This window comes from Nocardia arthritidis (genome assembly GCF_011801145.1).
GTDB lineage: Bacteria > Actinomycetota > Actinomycetes > Mycobacteriales > Mycobacteriaceae > Nocardia > Nocardia arthritidis_A.
On the sequence record NZ_CP046172.1, the window covers coordinates 6,366,906 to 6,390,953 of the forward strand.

Here is a 24,048-nt window from a genome sequence, read left to right on the forward strand (position 1 = left end):
GAATCGCGAAATTACCCACCGGAATTGTGCGAATGATAAGGCGACGGTTCGACGTTCGTGAGACTCAGCTCACCGACGCGTCGAGCAACCGTCCGTGCAGCGCCGAAACCACGGCCGCGACCGCCGGATTGCGGTTGGCGGACCGCCACACCGCCGCGTACCGCACCTCGAGCGGCCGGTCCAGCGGCCGCCATTGCAGCCCCGGCAGCCCGGCCACCCGGTCCGAGCTCAGCCCGACGATATCCGTCCGCATCGGCAGCACGTTCAGCATCTGGGCGTGCCCCATCGCGCTCTCGCTCAACCGGATATCCGCGCCGCGGGTGCGCAATTCGGCCAGCAGCGCGTCGTGCAATCCGACGGCCGAGTCCCTGGCGAACAGCACGAGTTCCTGCCCGTGCAGGTCGGCGGCGCCGATCTCGGCCAGCTCGGCCAGCCGGTGCCCGGTGGCCATCACGATGCCGAGTTCCTCACGGGCGACCGGGATTTGGGCGAATCGCTCGGGTAACGTCACGGGGGCGCGGACCATCGCGAGATCCACCTCGTCGTCATCGAGCAGGCGCAGCTGATCGGCGGTGGTTCCACCGGTCAGCACCATTCGAGCGCCCGGCAACCGCGCCGAAAGCAATTCACCGATCCGCGTCGGCAGCCACGGCGGTATACCGTTCAACAATCCGAAACGCAGCGTCGGAATTTCCGCGCCCGCCTCCCTGCGGGTTTCGCGGACGGCCGCGTCGGCGGCCCGCAGGATGTCGCGGCCGCTGCGCAGCAGCACCTCCCCCGCCGGGGTCAGTTCGATCCGCGGCTCCCGGGTGAGCAGCGGCCCACCCATTTCGCGCTCCAAACCTTTGATCTGCTGGCTCAACGTCGGCGTGGAAATGAACAGTCGCTGCGCGGCACGGCGAAAGTGCAATTCCTCCGCCAGCACGACGAAGTACCGCAACTGCCGCAATTCCACACCGCCGACGTTACCGGTTCTCCACCGGCGGCTCCGTCTGCGGATCGATAATCACCCCGACCTCACATGCCCCGGCCCGGATCCGTCTGACCTCACGGCCGCGACGCAACCGCTCGTCGGCTTCGATGCAGGCTCGCAGCCGAATCAGATTCTTCCCAGGCACGGTGTCACCGCCGTAGGCGCCCTCGAATTCGGGCGCAGTACGATCGGCCCGCTCGCTCGTGAGCGCGAAGTGATCGAAAAGTGATGCGCGCGAGGGGATATTGGTTCTCGGGCCGAGCCTTTCCGCCGCTGCCGGACCGTTCGATTTATGGAGATCCACGCTGTGACTTCGCCCGATAACGATGAACTGGTCGACGGCCAGCCCCCGAGCGACACGCCACCGGCCGGACCTCCGGCGGCCAGGAAGCGGTCGCGGTGGCGGATCGTCCGCCGTGTTCTCTATTTGCTGCTGGCGTTGATCGTCATCGTGCCGAGCGGAACGTTCCTGATCGTGTACGCCGCGGTCTCGGTGCCCCGACCCGGCGATCTGCGGCTCAACCAGGTCGCCGTGATCTATGCCGCCGACGGCGCATCGGTGCTGAGCAAAATCGTTCCGCCAGAAGGTAATCGGACCGATGTGACGATAGACCAGATCCCACCGCAGGTGCGCGACGCGGTGATCTCGGCCGAGGACCGGGATTTCCGCACCGATTCCGGCTTCTCGATCCCGGGTCTCGCCCGCGCGTTTCGCGACAACCTGTTCGACCGCGAAAACACCGGTGAGAGTTCGACTATCACCCAGCAGTACGTCCGCAACGCGCTCGTCGGCAACGAGCGCTCGCTCAGCCGCAAAGTGCGTGAGCTGGCGATCGCGGCGAAGATGACGGAGCAGTGGAGTAAGGACGACATCCTCACCGCTTACCTGAACACCATCTACTTCGGTCGCGGCGCATACGGTATCGCGGCCGCCGCCAAGGCCTACTTCGGCAAACCGGTGCAGGAGCTGTCCACCGAGCAGGGCGCGCTGCTTGCCGCGGTTATCCAACGGCCCTCCGGCCTGGATCCGGCGACGAATCCGGACGGCGCGACGAAACGCTGGGGCTATGTGCTCGACGAAATGGTCACCGACGGCAGCCTATCCGCGGCAGATCGGCCGAAAATGCGGTTCCCTCAGGTGATTCCGGCACCGCGGGCCAAGGCCGACGCCTCGGATCCGGAGGGGCTGATCGAAAGCCAAGTGCTGAAGGAGCTTTCGGCCGCGGGCATCGGTGAGGACCAACTGAACACCGGCGGTCTGCGGATCACCACGACCATCGATCCGAAGGCGCAGCAGGCGGCGGTCGACGCGGTCGCCAAGAGCATGCGGGGCCGATCGGAGAGATTGCGTACCGCGGTGGTCTCGGTGGATCCGCACACCGGCGCCGTACGCGCCTACTACGGCGGCGCCGACGGCCACGGCTACGACTTCGCCAACGCGCCACAACAGCCGGGATCGTCGTTCCGGATCTTCGGTCTCGCGGAGAACCTGGAGCTCGGCAAACCGCTTTCGATGATGTACGACAGCTCGCCGCTGACGGTGAACGGCATCAAGATCGACAATATTGAGGGTGAGCAGTGCGGTACCTGCACCATCGCCGAGGCGTTGAAACGGTCGCTGAACACCAGTTTCTACCGCATGGAACTCGACATGCAGGACGGTCCGCGGAAGATCGCGGATATGGCGCATAAACTCGGCATCCCGGAAACCGTTCCAGGCGTTGGCAAATCACTCACCGAGCCGGACGGCTCCGGCCCGAACAATGGCATCGTGCTCGGCCAGTACGCAGTGCGCCCGTTCGACATGGCCTCGGCCTACGCCACATTCGCGGCCTCGGGCAGGTACCACGCACCACACTTCGTGCAGAAGGTCGTCGACGCCGACGGCCAGGTGCTGCTGGACCGCGGTGCGGAGGAGGTCGGCGAGAGGCGCGTCGACGCGGCGGTCGCGGACAACGTGACCGACGCGATGAAGCCGATCGCCGCCTGGGCGGGCCGACACGACCTGGCCGATGGGCGCGTATCCGCGGCCATAACCGGCACCACCCATCTCGGCGACGCCGGTGAGACCAAGGACGCCTGGATGATCGGCTATACCCCGTCACTGTCCACCGCGGTCTGGGTCGGCAACGATCAGAACGCGGCGCTCCGAGATGCCAACGGCGACATGATCAATGGTTCGGGCCTGCCCGCCGACATCTGGAAGGCCACCATGGACGGCGCGCTACAGGGCACACCGAACGAGACCTTCCCGACTCCGCCCCCGATCGCCGGTCAGCCCGGCGTGCCGCCGTGGACGGCGCCGTACACCGCGCCACGTTAATCGGCCACCCGAGCTTTCTGACCGGCGAATTCCCGATCGTGCGGGAATCCCTCTGGCCGTTAGCGTTTCGACGGCCAACACCACGACGCCGAAGCGCTGCGACTCCGCACCGCCGACGCTACCGATTCACCACCGGAGGCCCGCCTTCGGATCGACGATCGAACGGCCGAAAGCCATGATCTCCCGGACGGCCGGATCGCCGGTCAGTGGCCCCCAAGCCTCCTATCGGTCACCCGGACAGCCGAAGCAAGCAGTGGTGCGGACAGTACGAATACCTGGATTCGTATGTACCAATCGGCCTACGCGGACAGTTTCAGTCCAATGTCGACGAAATATCGTCATCGGTGGACGAAATTGTCCGCTGAGGCCGAGCAGGGGCGACTATGCGCCCCTGCTCGTGAAATCAGTGGATTACCAACCGCGTTCGGCCAGGCGGTGCGGCTGGGCGATCTCCTCGACGTTGATGCCGACCATGGCCTCGCCGAGTCCGCGCGACACCTTGGCCAGCACGTCGGGATCGTCGTGGAAGGTGGTGGCCTTGACGATGGCGGCGGCGCGCTGCGCCGGGTTGCCCGATTTGAAGATGCCGGAGCCGACGAAGACGCCCTCGGCGCCGAGCTGCATCATCATCGCGGCGTCGGCGGGGGTGGCGATGCCGCCCGCGGTGAACAGCACCACCGGCAGCTTGCCGGTCTCGGCGACCTCGCGCACCAGTTCGTAGGGCGCCTGCAGCTCCTTGGCGGCGACGAACAGCTCGTCCTCGGGCAGCGACGACAGCTTGCGGATCTCCTGACGGATCTGGCGCATATGGGTGGTGGCGTTGGAGACGTCGCCGGTGCCCGCCTCACCCTTGGAGCGAATCATGGCCGCGCCCTCGGTGATTCGGCGCAGCGCCTCACCCAGGTTGGTGGCGCCGCAGACGAACGGCACGGTGAAGTTCCACTTGTCGATGTGGTTGGCGTAGTCGGCCGGGGTGAGCACCTCGGACTCGTCGATGTAGTCGACGCCGAGGCTCTGCAGGATCTGCGCCTCGACGAAGTGGCCGATGCGCGCCTTGGCCATCACCGGGATGGAGACGGCGCTGATGATGCCGTCGATCATGTCCGGATCGCTCATCCGGGATACGCCGCCCTGGGCGCGGATATCGGCGGGCACCCGCTCCAACGCCATGACCGCGACGGCGCCCGCGTCCTCGGCGATCTTCGCCTGCTCGGGGGTGACCACGTCCATGATCACCCCGCCCTTGAGCATCTCGGCCATACCGCGCTTGACGCGGGCGGTGCCGACGGTGTTGGTGGTCTCGGGCGTAGTCACGGCAAACTCCTGGGTCATGACGCCAATCGGGTGGCAAGATTTCGAATCGACCCAATTCTAGGCGGCGGCATCAGGCCACTTGATAGCCAGTCGGACACCACTGGCCTGGTACCCGGAGGGCCACCGCCCGCCACGGTGATCGCGATCGACCGCGGGCTGATTGTCGGCAACTCCCAGGGGCCGTGCCCTCAGATCGGGTCCACCACCAGCAGCTGCGCCCAGTACTGGGCGGCATCCGTGCCGAGGATCGGTGCCAGGAAATCGAACAGCAGATACGACATAACGTGCAACTCACTTCCGCGTAACAACCCGGTCGCGACCCTATCACGGTGGTGAAAAGCATCACATAAAAGCTGGTCGGGATGGGTGCGAACGGATGCGGTCGCGACGGTTCCGACCTGCGGCGATCCGGTAATCCATGGGCCACAACACCTTTCAAGCCACTGGTTTCTGTGTTTGGTTGCCCGATCGATTCACTCCCTAGACTCGCCAATGCCGTTCGGCGTAAGCCGAATCGAAAGCGATGAGGGGTCGGGTGACGCCGGAGGGGCTGCTGTGATGGGTAATCGGAACAAATCGACGCGGAATTGCTGCGCGGTCCGCCGCACCAGATTGGTGACACCCGATCACAGCCCGCTGCCGGAAGGCAGGCCGCACTACCGCATGGCCCAGATCGTGCAGTGGAGCACCACCCGGGGCCCGGCCCGCTGCCTGGTTCGCGGCTACCGCCCATCCAAGGGCAGCTTGCTGCTGATCGCCTCCGATCTGCGCGGCATCGCCCATGCGGCGACCGATTTCACCGACAGCTTCACCACGATGGCCGAGACCTTCCACCGCGTTTGGCGGGGCAGGCTGCTGGTGGCCCCCGAGCAGATCACCTGGCTCGCCCACTTCGGCGATCCCGCCGCGGCGCAACCGAATACCTTCACCCATGTCGAAATGCGCTGGGACGGCACCCGTTACCTGAGCGGCGCCGAACACCGGCTCACCGCGGACCAGGCGGGCGAACTGACAACGGATCTCGTGCTGGAACCGGTGCCGCAGGTGCTGGACAGCCTCCGCACCGCGGCCTGATTTCAGCGGATCGAGCGAACCTCAGGATCGGATCCGCTCGATGCCGCGGCGGCGGCCTCGGGGATCAACTGGTCCAGGTTGTACGGGTAGACGGGCTCGCCGGAGGCGTCCAATTCGACGATTTCGGCTGGCGTGCACCACTTGTGGGCGGTGATGGACCGGCTCTCCAAATAGGCGCGGTTACCGCCGTTAGGATCGCAATTCGGCACCCTGAGCGCGAAAAACAGTTCCTCCGAGCGGATCAGCTCGCCGTCGAACGGAAAGATGGCCACCCGCCGCCAGATCGGGCCGCGCAGACCGTCGGCATCGGCGCGCAAACCGGTCTCCTCACGCAGTTCGCGCACCGCCGCGTTGCGCAGGGATTCGCCGGGTTCGACGCTGCCGCCGACGGTGAACCAGAACGAGGACCCTGGCGTCTTCGGGTCGTTACCGCGCATGAGCAGCACCCGGTCGGATTCGTCGAGCAGCACCACGCGGGCCGAGGTGCGGGTGGTGTCCACCTCCAGACCGGTCGACGCGGCCGGGGTCGCCCGCTCGATGATCTCGAAATACGTTGGCAGCGGCGCGGTTCCGCCCAGGTGCAGCACGCGCACCGGCCGGCGGGTGCGCAGCGCGAGGGTGTCGCGGACGGCGTCGTTGTGGAAGCGCCGGGCGATCAGCACCCTGGCCTCGGCATCGGCGAGCTCGGCCACCAGTTGCGGCGCCAACTGTTCGATATCGACCGCGGAAAGCGCTGCGGCGAGCCGGTTTTCGGCGGTTTCCCGGTCGGCGCGGGCGGCGCGCTCGGCCCGGTCCGCCAGCCCCGAAAGCTGTTTGCCCTGCTCCCCGCCGAGTGCCATGGCCACCGAGCGGGCGACCACCGCCCGCCGGGCCAGCGCGGAATCCAATGCCTGCCAGGACAAATCGGAGCGCACATGCAGGCGGTCGAGCCGGTTCGCGGTGGAGTAGGCCCAGACACCGACGGTGATGAGCAGCGCGGCGAGCAGCGCGAGAACGAGTATCGCGGTGGCGGAGAAGGTGATCATCCGACAGCACGCACCCTGATATCGCCCACGGTGACGGTCTCGTACACCCGCAGGATCTGCTCGGCTACCACCGGCCAGTCGTACTCGCCCACCACCTGGGTGGCTGTGCGCACCAGCGCGTCCCGGCGTTCCCGGTCGGTGAGCACGGTGTGGATCGCGCGCGCCAGCGCGGCCGAATCACCCACCGGCACCAACATTCCGGCAGCGCCGTCGCGCAGCACTCGGCGGAAGGCATCCAATTCGCTTGCCACCACGGCGGTTCCGGCCGCCATGGCCTCGATCAGGATGATGCCGAAGCTTTCGCCGCCGAGATTGGGCGCAACATAGACGTCGGCGCTGCGCATGGCCGAGGCCTTCTCCGCGTCCGACACCTGCCCGAGGAACCGTAGATGCCCCGCGTACTCCCCCGCCTCCCGGCGCAACCGCTCCTCATCGCCGCGGCCGACGATCATGATCTCGATATCCGGATGCCTGCGCACCAGATCCGGCAGCGCGGCCAGCAGGATCTGCATACCCTTGCGCGGTTCGTCGTAGCGCCCGAGGAACAGCACGCCGCGGCCCGGCCGCGGATAGCCCGGCAGCATCGGCGCTCGCGCGAAGGCGGGCACGTCGACACCGTTGGGGATCTCCACCGCATCCGAGCCGAGCGCCTCGACCTGCCAGCGCCGCGCCAGCTCCGATACCGCGATCCGGCCGCTGATCTTCTCGTGATACGGCCGCAGCACCCCCTGAAATGTGCTGAGCACCAACGATTTCGTGGTGGAGGTGTGGAAGGTCGCGACGATCGGTCCCTCCGCGATCTTCAGCGCGAGCATCGACAGGCTCGGCGCATTGGGCTCGTGGATGTGCAGTACGTCGAAATCGTTGCCGTCGATCCAGCGGCGGATCCTGGTATATGCCGTCGGCCCGAACGAAAGCCGCGCCACCGAGCCGTTGTACGGGATGGCGACGGCCCGGCCCGCCGAGACCGCGAAATCGGGCAGCGGCGTGCCGTCCGAGGCGGGGGCGAGCACGCTCACCCGGTGCCCGCGTTCGATCAGCACCCGCGCCAGCTCGACCACATGTGCCTGCACCCCGCCGGGGACATCGAACGAATAGGGGCAGACCATGCCGATCTTCATGGCGCGATATCTCCCTCGCGGACACCGTCGTGCGCGACGGTGGCCTGCGCCGCGGCGATCCTGGCCAGCCGCTCGGCGGACAGATCGCTCTCCCAAAGTGGTTGCAGCATATGCCAATCCGCCGGATGCTCGGCGATATTGGCGGCGAAGCGGTCGGCCAGCGCCTGCGTCGCCGCCGCGACGCCGACCGAAACATCAATGGGCGATTCGGTTTTGAGGCCCCAGTTCTCCCGCCCGTCGTCCTCGACGATGTACCAGCCGTGCACCGGCACCAGCGCGGCGCCGGTTTCCGCGGCCAGTCTGGCCGCACCGGCGGGCATCCAGGTGCGCTCGCCGAAGAAGGTCACCGGGACCCCCTTACCCGTCAGATCGCGCTCCCCCATCAGACACACAATCTTGTTCTGCCGCAACCGATCCGCGAGCTGACCGAAGGGCGGCTGCTCACCGCCGGTGAGCGGGAACACCTCGAAGCCGAGGCTTTCCCGGTACGCCATGAACCGTTTGAACAGCGATTCCGGCCGCAGCCGCTCGGTGACCGTCGAGAAGGTGCCGTAGTGCTGTACCAGCCAGACCCCGGCCATATCCCAGTTGCCCGAATGCGGCAGGCACAGGATGACACCCCGGCCTTGCGCCAATGCGGCGTCCAGATGCTCCAGCCCGCCGACGTAGTAGTCGATCGCCGAATGATCCATCGACGGCAGCCGGAACGCCTCCCGCCAGTAGCGCGCGTACGAGCGCATGCTGGCCCGGATCAGCTCGTCGGGCACCTCGTCCGGCGTCACCCCCAGCACCCGAGATAGGTTGCGCCGCAATTGAATCGGACCACCATTGCGGACGGACCGGTCGGCGCCCCAGTCGAAGAGCCCGCGCGCCGTCCGCTCCGGCAGCGCGCGCACCATCCGCCAGCCCGCCGCATAGGCCAGATCGCTGGCCCGCTCCCCCAGGTTCACCGCGCCTCCTGCGGTTTCTGTGCCGGCGGGATCACATCTCGCGCACCGGGCGAATTACGAACCGCGAGCACCCGCTGGAATACGGTGACGATGCTCAGCACCGCCAGGATCCACATGGACACATGCACCGCGTAGGTGAGCCAATCGATTCCCCAGTAGCCGCCGATACCGGTGAATCCGGCGCCGACCAGCACGATGATCAACCGGTCCGGCCGCTCGATGATCCCGCCGTCCGCGGACAGCCCGCTGGCCTCGGCGCGCGCCTTCGCATACGAGATCACCTGCGAGGTCACCAGCACGACGAGCGTCGCGAAGGACAGCGGCCGATGGTGTTCGTGATACACCGCCCACCAAGCCAATCCGGCGAAGATCGCGCCATCGGCGACGCGATCGCAGGTGGCGTCGAGCACCGCACCGTATTTCGTGCCGCCGCCGCGCGCCCGCGCCATCGCGCCGTCGAGCATGTCGAACATGACGAACAGCCAGATCACCATGGTCCCCCAGAACAGATGTCCGGTCGGGAACAGGGTGACCGCGGCCACGATCGACGCGGTGGTGCCGATCAGCGTCATCGCATCGGGGGTGAGCCCGGTGCTCACCAGCGCTCTGCCGAGCGGCGCGGTCGCCTTGGCGAACGTCTCGCGGCCGAAGAAGCTCAGCACGGCTAGCCGACTTCCTGCTCGATCGGGCGCATCTACGTCTCCTTCCAGGCCGCCGCGAGCAGTGCGCGGGTCTCCCGCAGCAGCTGCGGCATCACCTTCGCGCCGCCGATGACCGTGATGAAGTTCGCGTCGCCGCCCCAGCGCGGCACGATGTGCTGGTGCAGATGGTCGGCGAGCGAACCGCCCGCGACGCCACCGAGATTCAGCCCGACATTGAAGCCGTGCGGGCGGGAGACCTTCTTGATCACCCGGATCGCCTGCTGGGTGAACGCCATCAGCTCGGCGGCCTCCGCGTCGGTCAGATCCTCGAGGTTCGCGACCTTGCGGTATGGCACCACCATCATGTGGCCCGGGTTGTAGGGGTACAGGTTCAGCACCGCGTACACCGATTCGCCACGCGCGATCACCAGGCCGTCCTCATCGGCCATCTTCGGGATGTCGGTGAACGGATGCCCGGTGGTGTCCTTGCGATCCGCACCGGCCGCCTCGACGATGTAGGACATCCGGTACGGCGTCCACAGTCGTTGCAGCCGATCGGGTTCGCCCGCGCCGGTGTCCACGATGGCCCCTTCCACATCGAGGTCGTCGCGAACGCTGTTGTCACTCATGCCTGCGCCTCGCCTGTCGCATCGAGCCCACCCGCCCCGTCGGCTCCGCCTCCTGCCATCCCCGAAGTCACTTTCCGCCCTTGATCTCGAATCCCTCGGCGGTCGGCGACTTGTTCTCGCGGCGTCCGACCCAGTCGACGATGGTGGCGACGGCGTCGGCGACCGGGACGCCGTTCACCTGGGTGCCGTCGCGGAACCGGAAGCTCACCGCGCCCGCGGTGACATCCCGCTCGCCCGCCAGCAGCATGAACGGCACCTTCTGCGCGGTGTTGTTGAAGATCTTCTTCTGCATCCGGTCGTCGCTGCGGTCCACCTGGGCGCGGATACCCGCCGCGGAGAGCTGCCCGATCACCGAATCCAGGTGCGGCACAAAGGTTTCCGCGACCGGAATGCCGACCACCTGCACCGGTGAGAGCCAGGCGGGGAAGGCGCCCGCGTAGTGCTCGGTGAGCACGCCGAAGAAACGTTCGATCGAACCGAACAGGGCGCGGTGGATCATCACCGGCCGCTTCTTGGTGCCGTCGGAGGCGGTGTATTCCAGCTCGAACAGTTCCGGCTCGAAGAAGTCGAGCTGGATGGTCGACATCTGCCAGTTGCGGCCGAGCGCGTCCCTGGTCTGCACGGAAATCTTCGGGCCGTAGAAGGCGGCGCCGCCCGGATCCGGAACCAGCTGCAGGCCGGAGGATTCCGCGACCTGGCGCAGCGTCTCGGTGGCCTCCTCCCACAGCTCGTCGGAGCCGACGTACTTCTTCGGGTCCTTGGTGGACAGCTCGAGGTAGTAGTCGTCGAGGCCGTAATCCTTCAGCAGATCCAGCACGAACCGCAGGATGCTGGTGAGCTCCTCGGCTACCTGCTCCTGGGTGCAGTAGATGTGCGAATCGTCCTGGGTCATGCCGCGCACCCGGGTCAGGCCGTGCACGACGCCGGACTTCTCGTAGCGGTAGACCGAGCCGAACTCGAACATCCGCAGCGGCAGCTCCCGATACGACCGGCCGCGCGAGCGGAAGATCAGGTTGTGCATCGGGCAGTTCATCGGCTTGACGTAGTAGTCCTGGCCGGGTTTGCGGACGGTGCCGTCCTCGTTGTACTCCGCGTCGAGGTGCATGGGCGGGAACATGCCGTCGGCGTACCAGTCCAGGTGCTTGGAGACCTCGAACAGGTGGCCCTTGGTGATGTGCGGAGTATTGACGAACTCGTACCCGGCCTCGATGTGCCGCTTGCGCGAGTAGTCCTCCATCTCCTTGCGGATGATTCCGCCCTTGGGATGGAACACCGGCAGGCCCGAGCCGAGCTCGTCGGGGAAGCTGAACAGGTCCAGTTCGAGACCGAGCTTGCGGTGATCACGGCGTTCGGCCTCGGCCAGCAGGTGCATGTACTGGTCCAGCGCCTCCTGCGATTCCCATGCGGTGCCGTAGACGCGCTGCAGATCCTCCCGGCTCTGATCGCCACGCCAGTACGCGGCCGAGCTGCGGGTGAGCTTGAACGCCGGAATGAATTTGGTGGTCGGGATGTGCGGCCCGCGGCACAGATCGGCCCAGATGCGTTCGCCGGTACGGGGATCCAGGTTGTCGTAGATGGTCAGCTCTTTGCCGCCGACCTCCATGACCTCCGGATCGTCGATACCGGATTTGTCGCCGATCAGCTCCAGCTTGAACGGCTCCTTCGCCAGTTCGACACGGGCGTCGTCGACCTCGACCACCCGGCGCGAAAAGCGTTGCGCGCCTTTGATGATCTTCTTCATCCTGGTTTCCAGCTTGGCCAGATCCTCCGGGGTGAACGGACGGTCCACCTGGAAGTCGTAGTAGAAGCCGTCCTTGATGAAGGGGCCGATGCCGAGCTTGGCGCCCGGAAACTCCTGCTGCACGGCCTGCGCGAGCACATGCGCGGTGGAATGCCGGATCACGTTGCGGCCGTCCGGGGTGTCCGCGGCGACCGCCTCCACCTCGACGTCGGTGTCCGGGGTCCAGGACAGGTCCTTGAGCTCACCGTCGTACCGGACCACCACGATGGTGTCCGGTCCTTTAGTAGGGAGGCCCGCCTCCCGCACCGCGGTGCCCGCCGTCGTCCCGGCTGCGACCCGGACGCGGGCGACAGGACTGTTGGCGTTCGAGGTGGTCACGGCGGCGCTCTCCTTGGCGTCTTCGTGCGGGCGGATTCCCGCGCTGTCGCGGGCGGGTGCCCGCGTGTCGTCCCCGGAGCGCGTTTTCACTCCGGCGCGACCATGCTATCGGCACGGTCTCGACCACGTGCCGATGGATCGTCGCGCACCGCGGCCCGTCGCACACGGTAACGGCTTTCCCGCACGAAGGCGCAGCGTGCGCGGCGTGTTCCCGGGCGGCTCAGCCCTGTGCGGCCAGTTCGGCGAGCAACGTTTCGCGTTCCGCCGCAGCGCGTTTCGGGCAACTGGTGCACATATCGCAGCCCGGCACCTCGAAGACCAGGCAGCAGGAGATGCGTTTGACGAAGGTGCGCCCGCCGATTTCGACGAAGCGCGGCACCGGGAGTTTCCCGCCGACGGCCGCGGCCAGCCGGGCGCCCGCCTCGGGCGAACCGGCGTCCAGCGCGCGATTGCCGATGGCGTCGGCCGCGATCGCCCACAGCGCGGGCACACCGGCGCCGGACACCGCGGCGACGGCCGGGATCACCGCGGCGAGGGTTTCCCGCAGCGCCGCGGCGGCCACGGCGTGAAACGATTCGGGCACAGCCGCTTCGGATGCGGCGGGTTCGCCCGGCACATGGACCCGATCGATTCCGCCGTCGGGCCGCACCTCGCAGTCCAGTCGACTCAGCTCGGGCACCGGCGCGACGCCGTCGGTCGCGTAGGCCGCCGCCAGCTGTTCGACCAGCGCCGATGCCACCATGCACCACCACAGCGTCCCCGCGATCCGCGGTGCGGCGGTACCCCACGACTCGCCCATTTCCGCGATCCGCGCGGTCAACCACTCCGGCTGGGTGAGCATCCGTCCGGGGACGGTGTGCATCTCGACTGGGGACTGCATAACCATTGCCATCCGACTCCGATCCAGCGCCGATCTCGGGATTTCCCTATTACCTATGGTGTCGCGTTACCCGCGTCGCCGCACGGACGCCGATCACCGCCCGCCATTTTCGGCGGACCCGATTCGGAACACGCTGCCGCACAAGGGGATTCGCGTTCCGACTGATAGCTTCACCCGACCGGCCGACTCAGCGACACGCCGTAATCCGGTTAGGCGAGGCTTAGCGTAGATCGCTCCACCTCCGCGCACCAGAGGGCACGCCCGAAATCAGCGCCGAAGGGAGGCGACGATCGTGTCGCCAACGAGTGATCGGCACGCTGGTTTGCGGTTGCGTCGCTACGACGACTGGATTGCCCCAGATAGGCGCGGGGCGCGTTGGCATACGGCGGTTGCGGTTTCGCACCAAGGCCCTGTCCCTGTCGCGTCTCCACGGCCGTTGACGGCGTGTCGCGACTTGGCCGAAGCTGCCGCACCCCGTGTTCGAACCGCACATTCGATACAAACTGGGTTCGGTTCGAACACGGGGTGCGGTAGCTCCCCAACCGGGGCGGAAACCCGCCCGGTCGGCGACCGGGCGGGTTTCGTTGTGGCTCAGACGAGTTCGGCGCTTCGGGGCTCGGTGTCCTCGATGCTAGCCAATCCGTCCTCGGTCACCTCGATGACCCTCGCGCCGGCGATATCGAAGAACAGGCCGGTCACGGTCACGCCGCGCTCGGCCATCGCCTTGCGGACGGCGGGGTGCCGGTGCAGGGTCTGCACCTGCACCGCGACGTTCACCATGCTGAGCTGATCCACCTCGCCGAAACCGGCGGCGGCCGCGGCGCGCGCGACGGGGTGGCCCGCGTGGAAGCGGATCAGGCTCGGGCGGGCGTGGGCCAGCCAGGTGTCGATACCCGCGCCGGCGGCCGCGCCGGAATGGACCGCCGCCATCGCGCCGCAGGACGAGTGCCCGCACACCACGATCGTTCGGACGCTCAACTTCTCCAGCGCGAAGAGCAGCGCGGATTCCACCGATGCGTCACCGTGTTCGGGCACCAGGTTGCCGATGTTGCGGACGGTGAACAGATCGCCGGGGCCGCTGTTGGTGATGACGTTCGGCACCACCCGGGAGTCCGAGCAGGTGAGGAAGAAGGAATCCGGATCCTGCCGGTCGCGCAGTTCGTCGAGGTGCGGGCGCACAACGTGGGCATGATTGCGGTTGAAGTGCGCGATGCCCGCGGCTATCGGATTGTCGTTCGGCACGTCGCGCCGCCACGGGCCGAGGACCTCGTCCCAGATCGCCCGCCCGAATCCGCGCTTGGGCGGCCCGGCCACCGCGTGCGCCATCCGCGCACTGCCCATCTCCACGAATTCGACTCGGCCGCCGCCGCTTTCCTGCTGGTGCTGCCACACCTCGATGGCCTCGAACGCGGCATGGTCGAGGAAGTCGACGGTCATTTCGACGGTGACATCCGCACCGGCCGGGACCTTCGCCAGTTCCGCGGACAGCTTCGGCAGCGCGAGGAAGGTGCACGAGCCGTCGATGCGGACCAGCCAGCGCCCGGTGCCCGGCACCTCATACGCCTCGATGAGTACCCGCACAACTCGCCACAGCAGCAGGCCGAAGGCCAGCGCCAGGCCGATGAGCACACCCTCGAGCAGGTTCAGGAAGACGACGCCGAGCACGGTGACCGTGTAGACCAGCAGGTCACCGGTGCGCCGCGCCAGCTTGATATGCGCGAGCTTCACCAACTGGGTGCCGATGACGATCAACAGGCCGGCCAGCGCCGCCTTCGGAATCTGCTGCACCACGCCGGCCAGCGCGACGGAGAACAGCAGGATCCAGCAGCCGTGCATGATCGCGGAGGCGCGGCTGCGCGCACCCGCCTGCACGTTGGTGGCGCTGCGCACGATCACGCCCGTCACCGGCAGGCCGCCGAGCAGGCCGGACAGCACGTTGGCCGAACCCTGGCCGATCAGCTCCCGGTCGAAATCGGTGCGGGCGCCGGTGTGCATCTTGTCGACGGCGACGGCCGATAGTAGAGACTCCACGGAGGCGATGAGCGCGATGGTGAGCACCGTCAGCGCGACGGCGGACCAGTTGCCGCTGGGCAGATTCGGCAGCTGGATGGCGTCGAACAGCGAGCCGTTCAACGCGATTCGCTCCGCTCCGGTCGAAAATACGAGGGAGAGAATGGTTCCGGCGAGTACCGCGACCAAAGGCCCTGGCACGATTCGCACCTTGGGCGGCAGGTAGCGCCAGCCGAGCATGACGGCGATGACGACCGCGCCGATGAAGGCGTCGCCGCCGTGCAGGTTCAGCAACTGCCCCGGCAGCTCGGTGAGGTTCTCGAGCGCGCTGCTGTGCGACGATCCGCCGAGCAGGACGTGAATCTGCTGCAGCGCGATGGTGATACCGATACCGGCCAGCATCGCGTGCACCACGACGGGCGCGACCGCCAGCGCGGCGCGGGCGATCCGGCTGAGCCCGAACAGGATCTGCAGCACACCGGCCGCGACGACGATGAAAGAGGTGACCCGCCAACCGAATTGGTTGATCGATTCGGCGACCACTACGGTGAGACCCGCCGCGGGCCCGCTGACCTGCAGCGGTGATCCGCCGAGCGAGCCTGCGACGATGCCGCCGATCACGGCGGCGATGAGTCCGGCGGCGACCGGCGCGCCGGAGGCGACGGCGATGCCGAGGGACAGCGGCAGCGCGACCAGGAATACCACGATCGATGCGGGAAGATCGTGGCGCAGAATGGAATTCAACACCGAATTGCCCGTGGACGGCGAGCGGTGCAGTCCCCCGGGTGAGCGAGCATCGGTGCCTGGTGGGGCGGCATCGTGCTGGATGGCCATGACTTCTCCTTCGCCGACTCGGCGGTGCGCCGAGGTCGGTTGACGATCAATGTCCTGCAGGGCAATGGACCGCGAACCGGCATCTCGCGGTGAAGCAGCTCTCGACACGGCGACGGGTCGAGATTTAAACCTCGGCCAGGCTAATGGTAAAGACTTAGCAAAGGCTGAGGGTTCAATGGTGCCCGCAGGAACGGGTCTCGCACCAGGTGAACCGCATCACAAATCGCGCGGTCACCGCATGTTGGACGTCAGACCGGTTCGGCGGCGACCCGGTCACCCATATCGTCGAAGTCGGCTATCCCATCGATCGTCACCTCGATCACCCTTGCGGTGGCGAGGTCGAAGAACAGGCCGGATACCGCGACCCCGCGGTCCTCGATTCCGCGCCGCACGGCCGGATGCCGGTGCAGCGTCTCCAGCTGCAGCGCGACGTTCACCATGGCCAGCTGGTCGACCTCCGGGAAGCCCGCGGCGGCCGCGGCGGCCGCCACCGGATGACCCGACCGGAACCGCGCCAGGCTCGGCCGCGCATGGGCCAGCCAATCCCCCAACCCCGGCCCGGCCTGCACCCCTCGATACAGCGCGTCCATGGCGCCGCAGCTGGAATGCCCGCAGACCACGACGGCGCGCACGTCCAACTTCTCCAGCGCGTAGATGAGCCCGGCCTCCACCGAGGAGTCGGTGCCGTCCACCGGCACCAGATTGCCGACGTTGCGGACGGTGAACAGATCGCCGGGGCCGCTGTTGGTGATGACGTTCGGGACGATCCTGGCATCGGCACAGGTCAGGAAGAAGGTATCGGCGTCGGGGCGGTGGCGCAGCCCGTCCAGATGCGGCCGCATGAGATGCGCGTGCCCGCGGTGGTACGCGGCGATGCCCGCGACGATCGGATCCACCCGGTTACCGTTGCGCCGCCACGGCCCGAGCAGCTCGTCCAGCACCTTGCGGGCGTGCGCGCGCTGCGGCGGCCCGGATAGCGCACCCGCCATCCGCGCCGCGCCGATCTCTACGAAATCGACTGTGGTGCCGTCTGATTGGCGGTCGTGCGCCCAGTCGGTGATCAGTTCGCAGGCGGCGTGGTCGAGGAAGTCGACGGTCATCTCTACAGTGACGTCCGCACCGGCGGGGACCTTGGCGAGTTCGGCGCTCAGCTTGGGCAGCGCGAGGAAGGTGCAGGTGCCATCGATGGTCACCACCCAGCGGCGGGCGCTGGCGACGGGTTCGGCGATGATCGTCACCCGCACCACCCGCCACAGCAGCAGCGCGAAGGCGAGTACGAGTCCGATCACCATGCCCGCCAACAGATTCAGGAATACGACGCCGAATACGGTCGTCAGGTAGACGTAGAGGTCGCCGGTGCGGCGGGCCAGCCGGATATGCGCCAGTTTGATCAGCTGCACCCCGATCAGGATGAGCAGTCCGGCCAGCGCGGCCTTCGGAATCCGTTGCACCGCACCGGCGAACGCGATCGCGAACAGTAGGATCCACACGCCGTGCATGACGGTGGCGGCCCTGGATCGCGCGCCCGCGTTGGCATTGGTGATGCTGCGCACGATCACCGCCGCCACCGGCAACCCACCCAGCAGCCCGGACGTCACGTTCGCCGCGCCCTGCCCGATCAGTTCGCGGTCCAGGTTGGTGCGGCGGCCCGGCGCGAGTTTGTCGACGGCGACCGCCGAGAGCAGCGACTCCACGCTGGCGATGAGCGCGATCGTCACCACGGTGAGCGCGACGGCGAGCCAGCTCCCGGACGGGAGCGCGGGCGGACCGACCGCATCCAACAGCGATCCGTCGAGTACCAGATGTTCGACGCGGGTCGGCAGCAGCGGCGCGAGCAGCGTCGCCACCACCACGGCCACCAGCGGACCCGGCACCGCCCGCAGCCTGCGGGGCACGAATTTCCATCCGATGAGGATGGCGATCACCACCAGCCCGATGCACAGATCGCCGCCGTGCACCGACATCAGCTGATGCGGCAGCTGGCTCAGGCTGGCCGCCGCGCTGCTCAGCGAGGTGCCGCCGAGCAGAACGTGCACCTGCTGCAGCGCGATGAGCACGCCGATCCCGGCCAGCATCGCGTGCACCACCACCGGCGCGATGGCCAGCGTCCCGCGCGCGATCCGGCTCAACCCGAAGCCGATCTGCACCAGGCCCGCCAGCACTGTAATGAAACACGTTGCCGCCCAGCCGAATTGCTGCACGCTCCCGGCGACCACCACCGTCAGGCTCGCGGTCGGGCCGCTGACCTGCACCGCGGATCCGCCGAGCAATCCGGCGACCACCCCGCCGATCGCGGCGGCGATCAGCCCGGCCGCGACGGGCGCGCCGGAGGCCAGCGCCACGCCGAGCGAAAGTGGAAGGGCGACAAGGAATACCACGATCGAGGCGGGCAGATCACCGCGGCCTATCGCGCGGATGCGGGCGAGCGGATGCGACGTCGGTGGTGCGGAATCGGTGTCGAACATATTTCTCCTTCGCCGGATCGTCGATCCGGTAACCGGTGGAACATGTACTGGCATCGAAAGCGAGCGGCGGAGGCGCCGGGGCTGATAGTAAAGACTTCGCAAAGCATACGGAAAGGTTTGCAGAATTTGACGCCATCACCGCTATTAAAATGTGACCTACCTCACAATTAATGGCGCGGTTGAGCGCTCCGCACAAACGCCGATCGAGACGATGCGCGGGCCGTCGAACGCGTCGAGGCACTGGAGCCGAGAGCCTTTCACGCTCGACTCCTACGGGCACTACAGACCGGGACACGACCCATCCATTCGCCGCTACATCGCCCCGCTGCATTTCGCGGGCTCCGAATCGGATCCCGACCTGCCGGGGGATCGAGGGCGCGGTGCACAGCGGTTATCGCGCCGCAGCGGAGATCGCGCGCGCTGTAGCCGGGCATCCGGGCGGCTACTGCTGCGAAATATCGTTCGACTGAAGGTCCTTGGACGCCTCGCGCAGTACCGCCGTCGCCTTGGCGAAGTAGTCGAACAGGACCGCGAGTTCCGCCGGGTCGTAGTCGGCGAAGACGCGCCCCATCTTCTGTTGCAGCGGCGCGAGAGCGGCGGCGAAATCCATTCCGTGTTCGTCGCTGGGCTCGATGACCACTTTTCGGCGATCGACGCCATCGCGGACGCGCTTGACGCATCCGGCTTGTTCGAGCCGATCGATCAGGCGGGTGGTGGCGCCGGTGCTCAGGCCGATCTCGATCGCCAATTCACCCGCGGTCATCGAACCGGCGAGCGAGATCAGGTTCAGCGCCGCGAAATCGGTGGCCCCCAGTCCAAGCGTGCGCGGCATGGTCACACCCATGACGCCCTGCGCCGTCAGGTATCGGCGATAGATCGACTCGCCCTGTCGGAGCAGTGCCAGTTGCTCTCGGGAGAGGCCCGGGGGCAAAGCGCGCGAGAGCGAGCGTTCGCCACCCGTTGACGCCGCCGGGCCGTCGTGGCAATCTTTAGTTGCATCCATGCAGATATTTCTCCAATGCAGATACTTACTCCATGCAAGGAAGCATACTCCGGGACGCGATCGATCACGCGGACCAATCGCGCGGTCAGCGGCCTCGAACAACGACAAGGAATGCCAATGAATGGGAACGTCGTGATCATCGGCGCGGGCATCGCCGGCCTCACCACCGCGATCGGACTGCGCCGCGCGGGTATCGATGCCGAGGTGCACGAGGCGCGCGATCGCCCTACGGCCGAAGACAATTCGCTCGCCATCGCCGCCAACGGCCTGCGGGCGCTCGGACATCTCGACTGCATCGAACCGGTGCTCGAACGCGGCTTCCTGGTCTCCAGGATGAGCGTCTGGAGCGGACGCGGAAAACGGCTCGGCACAATACCGTTCGCCGGTTCGGAATACGGCGATCTCGCCGGGTTGGCCATCAGCCGAACGCCGCTGATCGAGGCACTGACCGAACGGGCACGCGACCTCGGCGCAACTATCACCTACGGCCGACGGTTGGTCGACGCCGAACCAGGGGCCGACGGTGTGCTGACGCGATTCGACGATGGCAGCACGGCCACCGGGACCACACTGATCGGCGCAGACGGCGAATACTCCCGGATACGGCGCATCATCGACCCCGATGCACCCGCCCCGCGCTACGCGGGCTTGGTCGAATGCGGCGGATACACCGATGCGGCAATGGATCTCCCATCGAACGAGATCACCATGATCTTCGGGCGGCGCGCCTTCTTCGGCTGCGGTCGCGGCCCCGGAGGCAGAACATGGTGGTTCGCCAATGTGCCGACCACCCCTGAACCATCCAGAGAAGAACTGCGCTCGCTGTCATCGGACGCGTGGAAGCGGCGATTGCTGGAGCTGTTCGCCGACGACGCGGGCCCGGCCCGATCCATCATCGAAGCGACCGAGGGTCCGCTGCGGCCGCGGGTCAGCCGTCTCCTCCCACCGGCGCCAGTGTGGCACCGGGATCGCATGATGATCATCGGCGACGCCGCGCACTGCGCATCGCCCAACTCGGGACAGGGCGCTTCGATGGCGATCGAGGACGCGGTGGTCCTGTCCGGACATCTGCGCGCATCCGACTCCGTCGAGGCCGCCTTCCGCGGCTACGAAAACGCGCGGCGAGACAGGGTCGACCGCGTCGTCCGGTACGGCGCGCGCAGCGCACGATCCAAGGCGCTCGGCCCGATCGCCCGCGTGGCCGCGGATGCGCTGATGCCGTTCGTGTTCCGGCGCATCGCCACCCACCGAACGCTCGACTGGCTCTACGACTACGACGCGGCGTCCGGACTGCCGACGCCGGTGTGATCCGAGGCGCGGTCTACTGGGGTGAGCCGGATAGGCTCGAATTCGCCTGTGCGGCAAACGAATTGGCTACGACGATGCCCCGGCGGCGCAGTGCCGGTTTCGACCCGCCGGGTCAGCGGCACAGTCCCGGCTCCGGGCCACCGGGTCAGCGGCACAGTCCCGGCTCCGGGCCACCGGGTCAGCGGCACAGTCCCGGCTCCGGGCCACCGGGTCAGCGGCGCGGGGTGGCCGTCACGGTGACCCACGGGTGAACGAAACGGATTCGACCGTCCGGCAGGCGTGACGGTGCCAATCCTGTTGCGGGGCCGCCGTCGAGCTCCTGTTCGAGTCGCGAGCGGATTCGCGCCCGGACCTCCTCCGGCGTCCGCGAACGTTCGAGCCAGTCGTCGAGGTCGAGGTCGAAATCCGCAGCGGCCTGCGAAACCACCTCGGCCCCTGACTCATCGACAAGCGCGAGTATCTCCTCGCGAGTCAGCGTCCGGTTGTGGCTGGGGTCGCGCAACCGCTCCAGCCTGTTCGCTTCCGCCTGCTCCGCGGCCGAGACGTACATATCGGTGATGCCGATCCGGCCGTCCGGCCTGGTCACCCGGATCATTTCGCGGACCATCGCCGCGGGATCGGCGACCTGGTGCAGCGCCAGACGGCAGACCACCAGATCGAACTGCCGGTCCAGCCACGGCAATCGGGTGGCGTCACCCACCGCGAAGGTGATGTTCCGCAGACCGGCCCCTTCGGCCAGCCGCTGACCCTGGAGCAGCATCTCCGGAGTCAGATCGATGGCGCTGACATGCGAAACCAGCGGCGCCAGCGCACGACCCAGATGCGCAGCACCCGCGGCGACATCCAGCGCAATGTCATCGCGACGGGGTGCCAATTGCTCGATGATCCAATCCAGACCGCGGACAGCGAATCCGGCATTGTCGAAAGTCGTTGCCTGCAAACGGAACTGCTCACGAACCCGATCATCATGTGCGGTCGCCACCAGTCCAGTGTTACACCGAGCGCCGATGCGGAAACCCATAGCACAGAGCTGATCATGCGAAGCCGGTCACATTTGTGTTGTGCCCGGCACGTGGCTGCCGATAGCCGAGTGACAGCAGGTGGAGCTCTCGGAGAGGCGGCGGTACATGGCGGGTCGGCATCGCGCGGTGCGCAAGCACGGCAAGTTCTTACGTGGACTACCGGTTGCGGTGATATTGCCCGCCGCCGTCACCATATGCGATTCGGCTACGGTGCAGGCCGCGCCCACAGGGCTGGTCGAATCGATGACGGAGGCCGCGACACCCACCGACCTCGATAGTGCACCAGCGGCGGTCGGCTTCGTTCCCGGTTCGGCGGTTTCGAATCCCGCCGTCGATTACGTTGCGGCACAACCAACTGTGCCGACCGAGCCGGTCGAACATATTGCCGCACGGCATGATGCGATTACCCACTCCGTCCAACAGCCTGCGACCCAACCGATCCAGCCGGTGGCCCGCGCGACCCCGATCGCGAGCCCGGTCGAGAACGCCACCTTCATCGGTTCGGCGGCGGGCCAGCTGATCGGCGGTGTCACCGGAGCCGTGCTCGGCGGCGCCGCGGGCGGCGCGCTCGGCACCGCGCTCGCCGTGCCGACGGTCGGGGCGGCGGTGCCGATCGGTGTCGTCGGCGGCGGCGTGGTCGGTGGAGTGGTCGGAACCTATGCCGGGTACTACGCCGGATCATTCCTCGGTTCGGCGATCGGCGAGCAAGCCCCACAGATCATCCCGAATGTCCTCCCGTAGCCTGTAGCGCCGCCCGCCCAGCCGCAGGGTCCGCCGCCCGTCGAAGGCGGCCCGTGCACCTCGCCCGGCGTCCCGGGCGAGGGTACGTGGGTCCATCTCGAGGGCGGGAACGCTCAGCACTACGGCACCGAATGGATGTGCCGCTACTGACCGCGCCAACCGGCCGGGTCGACCCCGCCCGGGATCGGCCCGGCCGGTGAGTACGGCTCGCGGGTGAAGATGAAGCTGACCAGCTCGAGGTGGTCGACCGCGCCGTCCGTGCCACGCACCACCCGCAGCCGTTCACCCGCGTAGTAGCCGTCGAGACCGATCCAGGTGTCGTCACCTTCGGGACGGAACCGGGAGGTTCGCCCGCCGTGCGCGAGCGCCTTCAACTCCAACCGGCCGTCGGCCAGCAGATGCAGCGCGATGGACGCCGAACCCCAGTACCAGGTGCCGGTGAGCGCGAGCAGCGCCGGATCGACCGATTCGGCGGGCAGCCATTCCTCGGGTATCGACGGTTCGTGCTCGGCCAGGATGTCCAGCATGGCCAGATGCAGTTGGCCGCGAATACCGCCGTAGGTGGTGTTGGACAGGAACAGCACCCCGGTGCGGTCGGCCGGATCGGCCCAGACCATGGCGATGAAACCGGGCATGGCCCCACCGTGCCCAAGCAGCCTGCGGCCGTTGTGCCTGCGCAGTTGGACGCCGAGCCCGTGGCCGTCGACCCACTCGTCCCCGTCGAGGACGGCCGCGGGCTCACGCATCTCGGCCCAGGTGTCCGCGGACAACACCTGACCGGTGTCACCGGCGAAGAAGGCGGTCCAGCGGGCCATATCGTCGGCAGTGGACCAGAGTTGGCCCGCCGCACCCATCGCGCCGTGATCGTATGCGGGCTCGGGCAGCACCACATCCGCCCACGGATGCACCGCCCAACCGGTGGCGTGCGGGGCGACCGGCGCGAGGGTGGTGCGGCCCATGCCCAGCGGCTCGAGCACCTCGGCGCGCACGGCATCGAACCAGCTCATCCCGCGTAGTCGGGCGATCAGCTCACCGAGCGCCGCGTAGCCGACGTTGCTGTAGTGGTATCGACTGCCCGCGCGATGCAGCACGGCCTCGCCGTCCATACCGGCGGCCAGTTCGGCCCAGTCGCCGCCCTCGGTGCGCTCCCACCAGTCACCCGGCGATTCCGCGCGCACACCGGACGTATGCGAAAGCAGTTGGGCGATCGTCCGATCCCCCATCGGCGATCCGGGCACATGCCGGTCCAGCGGGTCGGACAGGTCCAGCCTGCCCTCGTCGCGCAGGCGCAGCACCACCGTGGCCACCAAGGATTTGGTGATCGACCCGATTCGGTACTGCGTATCGGTGGTCGGCCGCGCCTGCTCGGCCCAGCCCGCCGCCCGGCCGCGCGCATCCCACCAGGCCAGCTCGCCGTCCCGGACCACCGCGGCGATCAGCGAGGGCACCCGGTACTCCGCCTGCTCCATCGCGAGTCGGCGCGTCAGTGCCCGCTCGGTCGTCGGCAACAGCACCTTTCCTGGCATATGACACCTTCTTCATCGATCGACAGTGGGGTATGCCAGCACCATTCTGTGCGGTCGTCCGATTCGCTTCGCCGCCGCACCGGGCTATGT

Annotated in this window: 18 protein-coding genes; 4 read left to right on the top strand and 14 right to left on the bottom strand. The window is 67.5% G+C overall.

Going from position 1 to position 24,048, the window contains the following annotated elements; genetic code table 11:
- Nucleotides 1-64 precede the first annotated feature (64 nt).
- Nucleotides 65-955: a LysR family transcriptional regulator gene (locus F5544_RS28710; protein WP_167476075.1), complete on the bottom strand. Its 891-nt coding sequence runs from the start codon at nt 953-955 to the stop codon at nt 65-67.
- A gap of 325 nt (nt 956-1,280) precedes the next feature.
- Here F5544_RS28710 and F5544_RS28715 point away from each other — a divergent pair, with 325 nt between their 5' ends.
- Entirely contained in the window at nt 1,281-3,296 is a 2,016-nt protein-coding gene (locus F5544_RS28715; protein ID WP_428847076.1) for a transglycosylase domain-containing protein, read from the top strand.
- 411 nt (nt 3,297-3,707) lie between these two features.
- On the opposite strand, the gene pdxS is transcribed toward F5544_RS28715, so the two are convergent.
- Nucleotides 3,708-4,628: a pyridoxal 5'-phosphate synthase lyase subunit PdxS gene (gene pdxS, locus F5544_RS28720; protein ID WP_167476077.1), complete on the bottom strand. Its 921-nt coding sequence runs from the start codon at nt 4,626-4,628 to the stop codon at nt 3,708-3,710.
- A 540-nt stretch (nt 4,629-5,168) separates the two neighbouring features.
- Here pdxS and F5544_RS28725 point away from each other — a divergent pair.
- Nucleotides 5,169-5,684, top strand: coding sequence for a hypothetical protein (locus tag F5544_RS28725; RefSeq protein WP_167476078.1), 516 nt, complete (start codon nt 5,169-5,171; stop codon nt 5,682-5,684).
- A gap of 2 nt (nt 5,685-5,686) precedes the next feature.
- On the opposite strand, the gene F5544_RS28730 is transcribed toward F5544_RS28725, so the two are convergent.
- The 10 genes from F5544_RS28730 to F5544_RS28775 form a co-directional block, all read right to left on the bottom strand.
- The gene (locus F5544_RS28730; RefSeq protein WP_167479540.1) at nt 5,687-6,706 is read right to left on the bottom strand and encodes an NUDIX hydrolase; all 1,020 of its coding nucleotides are present in this window, start codon (nt 6,704-6,706) and stop codon (nt 5,687-5,689) included.
- Nucleotides 6,706-7,830: a glycosyltransferase family 4 protein gene (locus F5544_RS28735; RefSeq protein ID WP_167476079.1), complete on the bottom strand. Its 1,125-nt coding sequence runs from the start codon at nt 7,828-7,830 to the stop codon at nt 6,706-6,708. The genes F5544_RS28730 and F5544_RS28735 overlap by 1 nt, the downstream gene beginning before the upstream one ends.
- The gene (locus F5544_RS28740) at nt 7,827-8,780 is read right to left on the bottom strand and encodes a phosphatidylinositol mannoside acyltransferase (RefSeq protein ID WP_167476080.1); all 954 of its coding nucleotides are present in this window, start codon (nt 8,778-8,780) and stop codon (nt 7,827-7,829) included. Before F5544_RS28740 ends, F5544_RS28735 begins: the two co-directional genes overlap by 4 nt.
- Nucleotides 8,777-9,442, bottom strand: coding sequence for a phosphatidylinositol phosphate synthase (gene pgsA, locus F5544_RS28745; protein WP_167476081.1), 666 nt, complete (start codon nt 9,440-9,442; stop codon nt 8,777-8,779). Before pgsA ends, F5544_RS28740 begins: the two co-directional genes overlap by 4 nt.
- Before the next feature lie 32 nt (nt 9,443-9,474).
- A complete protein-coding gene (locus F5544_RS28750) occupies nt 9,475-10,050 on the bottom strand; it encodes an HIT family protein (RefSeq protein ID WP_167476082.1) in 576 nt (191 codons plus the stop codon).
- 67 nt (nt 10,051-10,117) lie between these two features.
- Nucleotides 10,118-12,169 (bottom strand): threonine--tRNA ligase, encoded by a 2,052-nt coding sequence (thrS, locus tag F5544_RS28755; protein ID WP_167476083.1) that lies wholly within the window; start codon nt 12,167-12,169, stop codon nt 10,118-10,120.
- A gap of 220 nt (nt 12,170-12,389) precedes the next feature.
- Entirely contained in the window at nt 12,390-13,049 is a 660-nt protein-coding gene (locus tag F5544_RS28760; protein ID WP_238846716.1) for a (2Fe-2S)-binding protein, read from the bottom strand.
- Between the two features lie 591 nt (nt 13,050-13,640).
- On the bottom strand, nt 13,641-15,893 hold the full coding sequence (locus F5544_RS28765; protein ID WP_167476084.1) for a SulP family inorganic anion transporter: 2,253 nt from the start codon (nt 15,891-15,893) through the stop codon (nt 13,641-13,643).
- A gap of 248 nt (nt 15,894-16,141) precedes the next feature.
- Nucleotides 16,142-18,358: a SulP family inorganic anion transporter gene (locus F5544_RS28770; RefSeq protein ID WP_167476085.1), complete on the bottom strand. Its 2,217-nt coding sequence runs from the start codon at nt 18,356-18,358 to the stop codon at nt 16,142-16,144.
- A gap of 442 nt (nt 18,359-18,800) precedes the next feature.
- A complete protein-coding gene (locus F5544_RS28775) occupies nt 18,801-19,469 on the bottom strand; it encodes a MarR family winged helix-turn-helix transcriptional regulator (RefSeq protein WP_238846717.1) in 669 nt (222 codons plus the stop codon).
- A 9-nt stretch (nt 19,470-19,478) separates the two neighbouring features.
- Between F5544_RS28775 and F5544_RS28780 the strand changes: the two genes are divergently transcribed.
- On the top strand, nt 19,479-20,669 hold the full coding sequence (locus F5544_RS28780) for an FAD-dependent monooxygenase (protein ID WP_167476086.1): 1,191 nt from the start codon (nt 19,479-19,481) through the stop codon (nt 20,667-20,669).
- A 211-nt stretch (nt 20,670-20,880) separates the two neighbouring features.
- Here the strand turns inward: F5544_RS28780 and F5544_RS28785 are convergent, their stop codons facing one another.
- Nucleotides 20,881-21,651, bottom strand: a complete 771-nt coding sequence (locus tag F5544_RS28785) for a class I SAM-dependent methyltransferase (protein WP_167476087.1) — start codon at nt 21,649-21,651, stop codon at nt 20,881-20,883.
- A 145-nt stretch (nt 21,652-21,796) separates the two neighbouring features.
- Here F5544_RS28785 and F5544_RS28790 point away from each other — a divergent pair, with 145 nt between their 5' ends.
- Nucleotides 21,797-22,432: a hypothetical protein gene (locus tag F5544_RS28790; RefSeq protein WP_167476088.1), complete on the top strand. Its 636-nt coding sequence runs from the start codon at nt 21,797-21,799 to the stop codon at nt 22,430-22,432.
- A gap of 143 nt (nt 22,433-22,575) precedes the next feature.
- Here the strand turns inward: F5544_RS28790 and F5544_RS28795 are convergent, their stop codons facing one another.
- On the bottom strand, nt 22,576-23,958 hold the full coding sequence (locus F5544_RS28795) for a serine hydrolase domain-containing protein (protein ID WP_174867431.1): 1,383 nt from the start codon (nt 23,956-23,958) through the stop codon (nt 22,576-22,578).
- Between the last annotated feature and the right edge of the window lie 90 nt (nt 23,959-24,048).